This is a genomic window from Moorena sp. SIO2C4 (assembly GCF_010672485.1).
In the GTDB taxonomy this organism is placed as follows: Bacteria; Cyanobacteriota; Cyanobacteriia; order Cyanobacteriales; family Coleofasciculaceae; genus Moorena; species Moorena producens.
Genome location: NZ_JAAHGN010000135.1, coordinates 1 through 10,782, shown reverse-complemented (window position 1 = coordinate 10,782; position 10,782 = coordinate 1). Strand labels below are relative to the sequence as shown.

Here is a 10,782-nt window from a genome sequence, read left to right as displayed (position 1 = left end):
AAGGTTGAAGGTTGAAGGTTGATCGCCCTTGGCCTTCACTTCGGGTAGGTTTTTTAGTTACTGTCGGCCTTTACGCTTTCGTAACCTGAATCACCTGTAAACTACCACCTGCGTACAAGGAGCGATCGCATACCTTAAACCCCACTTCCTCAAGCCCTTTGACCAAGTCAGTCTCCAGTAATTGCCAAGCTGTTTGGGTTTCAAACAACCACATAAATACCGCTAACCCTGGCCAAAACAAAACATTAGTTGGCTTGTGCAAATCCACTAGGGTAAATACTCCTCCTGGTTTAAGCACCCGGTAAACTTCCTGAATAATCTGCTGCAACACCTCAGGGGTCATTTCATGGAGTGCGGCGCTGGTGTGAACTATATCAAATTGAGCATCTGGAAATGGCATCTGTTCAGCCAAACCCTCTACATAGTTTGCCTGGGGAACATTCCGCCGCGCTCGCTCTAGGGATAGTGGCGAAATATCTAAACCTGTGACATGCTCAGACAATTCCACCAAGAACTGGGTTGCCTGACCACTGCCGCAACAGAGATCTAGCACCTTGGTTCCTGAATGAATTGTTAAGCCCTGTAACGGTAGCTGGCGGAATCGTCTCTCTCCACCCACGCTCAAAGCCGCGATCCGGGAAATACTATCATACAGCCATTGGTACTGATAACTCCAAGCTCTAAGAACTGTTGCCACTACTCACTCCTTCGTAAAGATCTGTGTTTCTTGTTGCAAATTTAAGTTAAAAAATATATTGTTAAAATCAGTAACAAATATGAAAGTTATGGGAAGCTGTGTTAACTATGGGTCGTGTTGGGGTATTATTGCTTAATCTAGGTGGGCCAGATCAGTTAAAGGATGTTCGTCCCTTTCTATTCAACCTGTTTTCTGACCCGGAAATCATTCGCCTGCCTTTTCCGTGGCTGCAAAAACCCCTGGCTTGGCTAATCTCGACTAAGCGTGCTAAGATATCCCAGGAGAACTACAAGCAAATTGGCGGTGGTTCCCCTCTACGGAAGATTACAGACGCCCAGGCTCAAGCCCTCCAGGAACATTTGCAAACGAAAGGGCAAGAGGTCAGTGTCTATGTGGGAATGCGTTACTGGCATCCTTTCACTGAAGAAGCGATCGCAACCATCAAAGCGGATGGTATCGAACGCTTAGTTATTCTACCGCTTTATCCCCAATTTTCTATCAGCACCAGTGGTTCTAGCTTCCGTCTGCTAGAAAATCTGTGGACAGAAGACCCAGAGCTGAGCAAGATTGAACACACAGTTATTCCTTCCTGGTACCAGCAGCCACAATACCTCCAAGCCATGGCTGATTTAATTGCTCAGGAACTCGATAAGTTTTCTAATCCCGATCAAGTTCATATCTTCTTTAGTGCTCACGGTGTCCCGATCAGCTATGTCACAGAAGCTGGAGACCCCTATCAGCAGGAAATTGAGGATTGCACTGCCTTAATTATGAAAACCCTCAACCGCCCCAATCCCCATACTCTGGCCTATCAAAGTCGGGTTGGTCCGGTAGAATGGCTCCAACCCTACACCGAAGATGCCTTGCAAGAACTCGGAGCTAAGAATACTCAAGATTTGCTGGTAGTCCCGATTAGTTTTGTCTCGGAACATATCGAAACCCTGCAAGAAATTGACATTGAGTATCGAGAAATAGCAGAAGAATCAGGGATTAAGCAGTTTGAGCGGGTACCAGCCCTCAATACCCATCCCCTGTTTATTGAGTCTTTGACAACTTTGGTAGTTGACGCTCTCGAATCACCCAGCCGTGAACTCTCTGAGGTAATTCGTCCCCCAGAGACAGTCAAAATTTACCCTCCAGAGCGCTGGGAGTGGGGCATGACTACAGCAGCAGAAGTTTGGAATGGTCGTCTGGCTATGATTGGGTTTATTGCTTTACTGTTGGAGTTGATTAGTGGTACTGGACCGCTACATTTTGCTGGGTTGTTATAAATTTCTTCAAGGTCTTGGTGCGCGTTCCCTTGCGCTCCCACCAAAGCGCGGGGTCGCACCGCTTACAACGGAAACGGGCACATCCAGATCTACCAGATCTAATTGGGAGGGGGGGCAAGTAATCGTCCCCCTCAACTGCTCCCAATAGGAGTTGGTCTGATCAGTTGCTCCTTGGCTTTAAAACTTAAAGTTGCCCTCTAATTTTACTAAATATCCAATCGGGAATAGCATGTTCCGTGTCATATACTCGGTCATACTTTTGCTCAAGTTGTTGCCAATCAATTGAACTGTCTACTAAAACTTCATGTTTGAATATCTCTAGGGCTTTGCCAGACAAACCTTTTTCTAAACACTTTTTCATTGCTAATCTACTTTCATCTATTTCACCAATACATTCAAAGGGTGTATGTTCAGCTAGTCCGATCATTTCTCTAAAAATAGGTAGTAAGTCATCATCATCAAACAAATTGGAGCCAAAGACTGCATCTACAGATGCTGGCTCGAAGACAGCCATCAAACCTAGCCATACATAAGCACACTTTGGACATTTCTTGCACCAAGGTTTTTGAATATTGCAGGAGTGGATTTTAGGCAGCACCTCGGGATATTTGGCTAGATTTTTGAAAATGCGGAAGTCATAGATGGGCTGCAAAATACCGAAATACGAGAAATTAGATAAGATATTTTCTTGAATGAATTCATTCAACTCTTTTTCGGCTTCGTAGCCTTTGCCCCATTGATGGTTGACTTCTTTACCTAGTTTTTCCCAGAATAAATTACCAGTATTGGCACTTTTCTCATGGGCTAATGCCAAGTACTTGTATCCCTCATGCAGCATTAGAGGGAGGGATTCAAAGATAGAGACAGGAGTTTCTGGAACGATAATTCCTGAATTGTCTGGAAAATATAGCTGAAGAAAGGGATAGTCAATAAAGTCATCGTAGATAGAAATTTTATGCTTTTTAATGGGGGTGACGTGTTCTAGGACTCCCGAAATTAAATTGTGTTGGATATCGGCTTTGCCATAAACACTATGGGAGTATTGCATGGAAGCAAATGGAACATCTGCTTCTTGTAGCATTTTCATAGCTACAATACTATCTTTTCCACCACCACAGCCTGCAAGTACGGTAGAGTTATCGCCAAATATAGAGGTAGGTTTGCTGTTGCTTAAGCTACCTTGTGAATAGATAAGTTCAGGACCAGGGTAATCGGTTATATTGTTTTCATACCAATGTTGACCAAAGACTCCTTGATATATCTTGGCAAATAGCTCTAACACTGGCTGACTTAAATTTTCAGCGACAAGGTTAATATCATAGTATTTAGGAAATAGTGAACTCAGTTTCATCCCCTCGAACAAGGCAATATAAGCAGCGATTTGATGAATTACTGCTTGAGAATATTTGCTGGCCAGTAAACTGAAGGATACATCATGGTAAAAAACTTTTGTTGAAAAATTGAATTTATCTGCACTATAGATAATTTCCAAATGATGTTCGTGAATGGTTAATTTATCTAATTTTATAGTTTCAATTTTCATGATTATTTTTTAAAATTTGGTAACCAGGTTTTGGCACAGCCTAAGATTTTTTTTCACAATCAAATATTGAATTATGATTTTTTAAAAATTATCAACTTTGTTTTTTGCTTAAAGCTAAATCGATTAGTTTCTGGCTTCAAATACTCTACTATTTTTTCGTTAAATAAGGAAAGTACATCAACCGAACTATTAAGAATACATTTTTTTAAATAAACTTCTAGCAAATCTTGATTTTTACAATCAATTTCATGGTTATACTCAAAATTAATTACATCATACTGTACTTCAATTATATCTAAGGCTTTTTGGATATCTTCTGCTGTTATAAATCTTTTAGAGTTATTCGGCTGTTCGTAATTTTCTAGATAAAAATCATATAATTGATTATAACAAGAATCTGAACTTGCTTGATACATCAAAAAAATACCACTGGGTTTGAGCAATGTCCTAATATGCTGTAGGATATCCTGAATTTTATTAATGTCTACAGTATAAAATGAATGAATTGCCCAAATAAGATCGTAGTAGCTAGTTTTTGGAATTGCTGTTTCAATAGTTTCTGTAGACGATGCAAACGTGCCCTTTGCCTGGAAGTGTTTTAATTGATTAAATACTGAACTACATTGATTCAGACAATACTCTGAAACATCTAGCAAATCAGATGATACCTTGAGTTCACTATCAATTTTTTTATCTAATAAAGCTGGAAAAACTCCTGTTCCACAACCTATATCCAAAAGTTTTATCGTCTCACTTCCAAATGAATCGATTATTTTTAAAAATTGATGATTATTAACAAGCTTTTCGTAATCTATCAAACTAGTTTTAAACCAAGCGTCTAGGTCTAGATTACTTTTTTGATAGTAGTCTTGAGAAGGATTGAGATTGTCACTGTTTTGTTTCATTGCTGTTACGATTTTAAGTTTTCGTGAGTAATCTATCTCATTTTAAGTGCATCAAGACAAGGCTCCCCCATCCTGCGGTTATGTCTTACAGGGGGTTCACCCAATCGCGCTTTGCATCAAGACGCCGTTTTTAATTTGTCAGACAACTCAACTCCTAAAAATTAGTTATCAATTCATTATCTCATATTTGGTGCTCAAGTTAACTTGGATTACATATCACACTATTGATTATTTGTCAAAATAATTGAGATTAATTTTAGATGGGTTTGCCCTGCCCTCAGAATCTACACAGTATAGCTAAATCCCTCGGTTCGCTGTCCCAAGCAAGAGCTATTCAAAACTGGTAAAAATTATGGTACTCTTAACCGGTGCTAATCCGAACATGGGTTAAGCAGTATAAATGTACTGTTTTTGAAAAACTGTTTTTGGAAAACTAAATTTAAAAGAGTATTATGTCAACCACTTTTCAACAGACCACAAAGAATCTGAGATTCAGTGAGGATCGCCTAGGAATTAACTATCTCGGGAGTGCCAACCTGCCTACTGTAACAGATGATGGCAAAGATATCATTCGAGGATTAACCCAAAGGCCGAAATCTTTGCAACCTCGTTACTTTTACGATGAAAAAGGCTCCCAATTATTTGAGGAAATCTGCGAGTTACCGGAATATTATCCCACCCGCACAGAGGCAGAAATATTACAACAGTATGCTGTAGAAGTAGCCCAATTGACGGGAGCTTGCGAATTGGTGGAGCTGGGTAGTGGGAGTTCTACCAAGACTCGCTTGTTGTTGGATGCCTATGAAAGTCAGGGATATCCCTTGCGCTATATTCCTATTGATGTCAGTGGGGAGATTCTTGAGGAGAGTGCCAAGCAGCTGTTGCTGGATTATCCCAAGTTAAAGGTTCAGGGTCAGGTGGGAACCTATGAACACGCCCTGAGCCAATTAACTCCAACACCATTACCTAGGCGGATGGTTTTCTTTTTGGGTAGTAGCTTGGGGAATTTTGCTCCTGAACAGTGCGATCGCTTTTTTGAGAAAATGACAGGTTTACTAGCACCAGGAGATTACTTTTTGCTGGGCATTGACTTACAAAAACCCAAGGAGATTCTGGAAGCTGCCTATAACGATAGTCAGGGGGTGACTGCGGCATTTAACCTGAATATGCTGGCACATCTGAACTGGCGTTTCCAAGGAAATTTTGACCTGGATCGGTTTACCCATCAGGCCATTTATAATCAATCGGAAACTCAGATTGAGATGTATTTACATTGCCAGGAGACCCATGTTGTGCGCTTAAGCAGCCTGGATTTAACGGTTGAGTTCCAAGCAGGAGAAAGCATCCTTACAGAAATTTCTCGCAAATTCAATGTGGAGCAGATGCAGCACTATCTAAACGGTCGGGGACTAAACACAGTTCAGGCTTGGACTGATACCAAGGAATGGTTTGGTTTACTCCTGTGTCAGATACAGACTGTGTAATCGACGTGTAAGCTATCAGCTATCAGCTTTCAGCTTTCAGCTATCAGCTATCAGCTTTCAGCTATCAGCTTTCAGCTTTCAGCTATCAGCTATCAGCTATCAGCTTTCAGGCAAAGGCCTGTGGCCAAGCTACACCGAACAGTTTTTGAATAAAATAAGCCGACCGCTGACTGCTGACCGCTGACTGCTGACTGCTGACCGCTGACCGCTGACTGCTGACCGCTGACCGCTGACCGCTGACCGCTGACCGCTGACCGCTGAATATAGACACCCCTAAGTTGAAGAATAGTATTTGGAACTCAAAGGATGGATACTCTCGAATCTACTCAATTCCCTCGCCTTGACACCTGCAATAGCGAAACTATTATCAATTACTTTAAGAATTCATGGGAACTCGAAGATGTTCTGATGAAAAGTCTGGTTGGGGAAGAAACATTCTATATCAGTCCCGACCCCTTAAGAAACCGTCTGATTTTCTATTTGGGTCACTCTGCTGTCTTCTACATCAATAAATTCCTTGGGGTTGGGTTATTGGATAAACCCATTAATCCTAACTATGAAATCCTGTTTGAGATTGGTGTAGACCCGGAAACTCCTGAAGAACTCGATCAAGCAACCAAAGATATCCACTGGCCGAAAGTGGAAGAGGTTTGGCGGTATCGAGATCAAGTGTATGGGGTGGTTATAGAAACTATCGAAAAGACTCCTCTGAATCTGCCAATTCATCAAAATCATCCTCTTTGGGCGCTGATGATGGGAATTGAACACAGTCGCATCCACTTTGAAACCTCTTCGATGCTGATCCGACAACTGCCTGTAGAGCGGCTTGAACGTCCTGACAGCTGGAATTATGCTGTTTCTAATGGCAAGGTTTCCAAGAATGAAATGCTCAAAGTTTCTGGGGGTTCGGTAGCACTTGGTAAACCAGAGGATTATCCTATCTATGGCTGGGATAGTGAATATGGCAATCGTTCGGTAGAGGTTAAACCGTTTTTAGCCAGTCAGTATCTGATTACCAACGGAGAATTTCTGGAGTTTGTCAATGATAATGGCTACGATAATCCAGATTACTGGGATAAAGAATCCTGGATTTGGAAGACAACCTATAATATTAAGCACCCTAAATTCTGGATACCTAGCAATGGTGGCGACAACTGTGGCTACAATTATCGAGCGCTGTTTGACGAGATTGACCTACCTCTCGATTGGCCCGTTGAAGTGAATCATCATGAAGCCATGGCTTACTGTCGTTGGAAGGGTAAAGGGATTCGTTTGATGAGTGAAGCAGAGTGGAATATTGCCACTGCTGAGCTTGATGAAAGTAGCACAAATTTCCAGCAAGACCCCTTTGGGATAGAGGATTACAATCTAAATCTCAAGTTTGGCTCACCTAGCCCAGTGGGTATGTTAGAAACTGCTAAAAGTCCTACTGGACTCTATGACCTGCGGGGGAATGTATGGGAGTGGCTGAGTGATGACTTCAAGCCGCTACCAGGATTCAAGCCCCATCGGCTCTATGAAGATTATTCTGCTCCGTTTTTTGATACCCAACATAACATGATGCTTGGTGGTGCTTGGGTGACTACTGGAACAGAAGCATCCACATTCTATCGTAACTGGTTCCGTCCCTACTTCTACCAACATGCTGGGTTTAGAATTGCTGCTTCATAGCTTTTTGTTGTAAAAAAAGGTGTAAGCATATGCGCTACTTGAGATGCTACTTGAGGTGCTATCAGCTATCAACACCGGAGCTGTGGGACTTCTTTTAACATTGAGTTAAATAACACAAGACTAACAAACTATGGACTATCGCCACATCATCACCATCGAGCCTGGTAAACGCAGTGGTAAACCCTGCATCAGAGGCATGCGCATTACCGTCTACGACATTTTAGAATATCTGGCCGGGGGAATGACAGAAGCAGAAATTCTAGAAGATTTTTCTGAACTAACGTCCGAAGACATCAAAGCCTGTCTTGCTTTTGCAGCAGAGGGTGAGAAAAAGTTATTCGTGGTATCTTTGTGAAACTTCGTGCATAAAATGTCTATAGAAAGGAGCGGGTTGATGAGGTCATGGAAAATGATGAAGTTAAAAACGAATATTATAAGCAGGCAATTTTATCAATAACAATAAATACAGTAGTAGTTGCAGTAGAAACAGGTAAATCAATCCTTCTACTTGGGTCAATGGCAATTAATAAAGCGTGGAGAGCGATATTATCCCCACCCTAATACTAACCTGAAGACTTGTTTAGAAATCTGGACTTATAAAGTTAAATAAATTTAAGCCTTAATAGATACTGAAGTCCAGGAAAAAAAACTTCATGGCAGCGGACGAGGACTATTAGAATAGAAAGGTACGCTCGACTTGAGCGGAGTGTTTATATGGTTTCATCAGAACTAATCTCGACGTTGAGAGAACTGAGTCGCTCAGACAAGTTCTATATCATACAGATTCTGATTTCGGAACTAGCCCAACAAGAAACTGATTTAATTAAACCTGACCAGTCTTACCCAGTGTGGTCGCCTTATGATGCGGTTGAGGCAGCGGATACGATGTTAAAAGTGCTACAGGCTGCCAAAGCTCAAGATCATGGCTAATCCTGAACGATATCCAAAAGACCTAAAAACCGCTCTCCCAACAGACCCTTAGCAACCACGAATATAGCGCAGCAATTCTCCCCTAAACGTTATCCCCTTTAGTCAGGATTCTGGTGATGGTTTTGACCACTGATACGGGAACGCTTCCGATACTTTTTAGCTACTAAAGTCTACCAAGCAGACTCTAGCCCGCCAATGCAAGCTGATTTTTCAGCCAGGGTGTATCTACCAAGGCACGAAGAAATATTCCTCGTGCGCCATTGATGTCCCGTTCGCGTTCGCGCAGCGTCGGCTTTGCCGAAAGCGTGACCAAAGGTCAATCCATTATCCGGCCATCAATCTTCGATCTAATAATCTTGCTTCCACCAACGTTGACCAATTCACCAGTCCAACTAACAGTCTTACTGGTATATGCTTCACATACATCCACTACTATTTTTCCATTCTCAATCGCCTTGTGTTTTAAGAATTCCTTGAACCGATAGTGAGCAAAAGATAACATATTGCGCACTGTCTTAGACCTGATTTTTCGCTTTGACTTCTTGGACATTTGAGATGTCTCAAAAGTAGGGAGTAATATTACGTCAAAGTTATTTACGAAAAATCTGGCAGCCTTATGATGAAGCTCGTTAACTAGATTTTGGATTTTGATTACCATCCTTCTAGCAGCTTTCCTCATTCGACGTTTTTGCTTACCTTTGGCTTTGCTTATTTTTGAAATAAGACTATCTAGGTGATGACATAATCGCTGGATTCGCGAGAAGTCACCTTGGCCAATTTTGCCAACATAAGTTTCACTGAAAAACGTCAAGAAAGTTCTAACGCCAGGGTCTAAAGCTACTACTCTACCTTGGTTTTCGGTCTTTTCTTGAGTAGTAGTGTAAGGAACTACTAAATAATAATTTCCGTTGTTGCTAACCAATCGGCAGTCACAAATTTTTTCAGGGAGTGCTTCAGCAAAGGTTAGTGCCCCTAATTTTGTGTGATAAACTCCTTTAGATGAAACCGCCGATTTTGGGATGTAACAAGACTGAGTAGGATTTTTCCTAGACCTAAACTTTACCCGGTTGATTTGTGAAGTTTTTTTGTACTTTTTCTTGGCTTCTCTGACGGAGGTGCAAGCATCCTTAATCGCTATAGATTTGATTTGATAAGGCACTGTCTTGCACCAATCAGGAAGGTCATTTAAGATGCCAGTTTTAATGGCTTTCCAGTTGGCTTTAACTTCTCCACTTTGAATAATTTTTACGGTCTTGTTAAAGACATAGCGAGACACTCCAAACCATCTTTTTATCATGGAACGTTGCTCAGGACTTAGGAACACTCGAATCTTCTTTGATTTTTTTGCCGTATTTCCGGAGTCCGTGGACTCTGCAAGAGAAGACGTGAATGATGGAGAGAAGATCTGCTGTAAGTTCCAATTCGGGGCAGCTTTCAGGCTGGTCGAGAACCAGGATTTTTCCACCGTTGATACTGACCGGAGATGAAACCTTAGAGTAGTGCAGCCTTACTACAAAACCTTTACCCTATGCTGCATAATTTACCAACTATAAAGGCTGCACTACTCTTACGGTAACTTCTAACCAAGTACTCAATGAGTTCAAATCCGAATCTAGTGAGTCTGTCCCGGCAGGCAACCACAATCGTGAGCTGACTTCCCTGCATAAGTCGTTCCAATATGGCTCTAAGTCCTTTCCTTTTGTAGTTAAGTCCTGAGCCAATGTCTTGGATGATTTCGGCTTCTGGGAACAAGGAATGCATGTATGCGATTTGTCTGGCGAGGTCGTCTTTTTGTTTTTGACTACTGACTCGGCAGTAACAAATGGTGGCTGGCTTTGGTGGCTGTTGTCTTCCCAAAGTGGCAAGACTAACTGTATCGAACATTCGGTATCCACTTGGAGTTCGTTCGCATTTGATGATGCCATTGTCTGCATACTTCCTTAGCGTTGTTTTGGAGAGTCCCGTAAGTTCGACCGCCTTACGGAGTGGTACTAGTGTCATATTAATAGTCTAGTACTTTAGAATAGTCTTTAGTACACTTTATGACACTTTCTCTAACTGTCCTCTAGCCCTCGAACATACCAACGATACCAATGCTTAGAACTGCGAATGGCTAGCCACAGTAGCAGTAAAGCGATTAATCCTCCTTGTTCTGGAGCATCAAAAGCTAAGATTATCAAAACTACGCACAGAAAATCCTGAAGAAACACTACCCACAGAGGTAAGCCACGCAAACGGTAGAACCATCCCACTTGAACTAACTGGAGTACAAAGGCTAATA

The 10,782-nt window shown here is 41.8% G+C and carries 13 protein-coding genes; 6 read left to right on the top strand and 7 right to left on the bottom strand.

Features of this window, described 5'->3' with window-relative positions:
- Positions 1-70 precede the first annotated feature (70 nt).
- Positions 71-697 (bottom strand): class I SAM-dependent methyltransferase, encoded by a 627-nt coding sequence (locus F6K20_RS10070; protein ID WP_287254624.1) that lies wholly within the window; start codon positions 695-697, stop codon positions 71-73.
- Between the two features lie 107 nt (positions 698-804).
- Here F6K20_RS10070 and hemH point away from each other — a divergent pair, with 107 nt between their 5' ends.
- Complete coding sequence (hemH, locus tag F6K20_RS10065) at positions 805-1,968, top strand: ferrochelatase (protein WP_287294576.1); 1,164 nt, start codon at positions 805-807, stop codon at positions 1,966-1,968.
- A 184-nt stretch (positions 1,969-2,152) separates the two neighbouring features.
- Here the strand turns inward: hemH and F6K20_RS10060 are convergent, their stop codons facing one another.
- Together F6K20_RS10060 and F6K20_RS10055 are read right to left on the bottom strand one after the other, a co-directional pair.
- A complete protein-coding gene (locus F6K20_RS10060) occupies positions 2,153-3,511 on the bottom strand; it encodes a MurL C-terminal domain-containing protein (RefSeq protein WP_287294574.1) in 1,359 nt (452 codons plus the stop codon).
- A gap of 71 nt (positions 3,512-3,582) precedes the next feature.
- The gene (locus F6K20_RS10055) at positions 3,583-4,416 is read right to left on the bottom strand and encodes an SAM-dependent methyltransferase (protein ID WP_287294573.1); all 834 of its coding nucleotides are present in this window, start codon (positions 4,414-4,416) and stop codon (positions 3,583-3,585) included.
- A 452-nt stretch (positions 4,417-4,868) separates the two neighbouring features.
- Between F6K20_RS10055 and egtD the strand changes: the two genes are divergently transcribed.
- Positions 4,869-5,900, top strand: coding sequence for an L-histidine N(alpha)-methyltransferase (gene egtD, locus F6K20_RS10050; protein ID WP_287294571.1), 1,032 nt, complete (start codon positions 4,869-4,871; stop codon positions 5,898-5,900).
- 106 nt (positions 5,901-6,006) lie between these two features.
- On the opposite strand, the gene F6K20_RS10045 is transcribed toward egtD, so the two are convergent.
- Positions 6,007-6,171, bottom strand: a complete 165-nt coding sequence (locus F6K20_RS10045) for a hypothetical protein (protein WP_008179563.1) — start codon at positions 6,169-6,171, stop codon at positions 6,007-6,009.
- 35 nt (positions 6,172-6,206) lie between these two features.
- Between F6K20_RS10045 and ovoA the strand changes: the two genes are divergently transcribed.
- The 4 genes from ovoA to F6K20_RS10025 all read left to right on the top strand — a co-directional run bounded on the left by ovoA (position 6,207) and on the right by F6K20_RS10025 (position 8,501).
- Positions 6,207-7,571 carry a 5-histidylcysteine sulfoxide synthase gene (gene ovoA / locus F6K20_RS10040; protein WP_008179561.1) on the top strand — a complete coding sequence of 455 codons (1,365 nt, stop codon included), beginning with the start codon at positions 6,207-6,209 and terminating at the stop codon, positions 7,569-7,571.
- 130 nt (positions 7,572-7,701) lie between these two features.
- Positions 7,702-7,926, top strand: coding sequence for a DUF433 domain-containing protein (locus F6K20_RS10035; protein WP_008179559.1), 225 nt, complete (start codon positions 7,702-7,704; stop codon positions 7,924-7,926).
- Between the two features lie 47 nt (positions 7,927-7,973).
- Positions 7,974-8,132: a hypothetical protein gene (locus F6K20_RS10030; protein ID WP_008179558.1), complete on the top strand. Its 159-nt coding sequence runs from the start codon at positions 7,974-7,976 to the stop codon at positions 8,130-8,132.
- A gap of 153 nt (positions 8,133-8,285) precedes the next feature.
- Positions 8,286-8,501 (top strand): hypothetical protein, encoded by a 216-nt coding sequence (locus F6K20_RS10025; RefSeq protein WP_008179557.1) that lies wholly within the window; start codon positions 8,286-8,288, stop codon positions 8,499-8,501.
- A 316-nt stretch (positions 8,502-8,817) separates the two neighbouring features.
- Here F6K20_RS10025 and F6K20_RS10020 read toward each other — a convergent pair whose 3' ends face one another.
- The 3 genes from F6K20_RS10020 to F6K20_RS10010 form a co-directional block, all read right to left on the bottom strand.
- Positions 8,818-9,966 carry an RNA-guided endonuclease TnpB family protein gene (locus F6K20_RS10020; protein WP_287265527.1) on the bottom strand — a complete coding sequence of 383 codons (1,149 nt, stop codon included), beginning with the start codon at positions 9,964-9,966 and terminating at the stop codon, positions 8,818-8,820.
- A gap of 56 nt (positions 9,967-10,022) precedes the next feature.
- Complete coding sequence (locus tag F6K20_RS10015) at positions 10,023-10,502, bottom strand: IS607 family transposase (RefSeq protein WP_287263937.1); 480 nt, start codon at positions 10,500-10,502, stop codon at positions 10,023-10,025.
- A gap of 53 nt (positions 10,503-10,555) precedes the next feature.
- The coding region (locus tag F6K20_RS10010) for a DUF4126 family protein (protein WP_287294569.1) at positions 10,556-10,782 on the bottom strand (227 nt) is incomplete at its 5' end.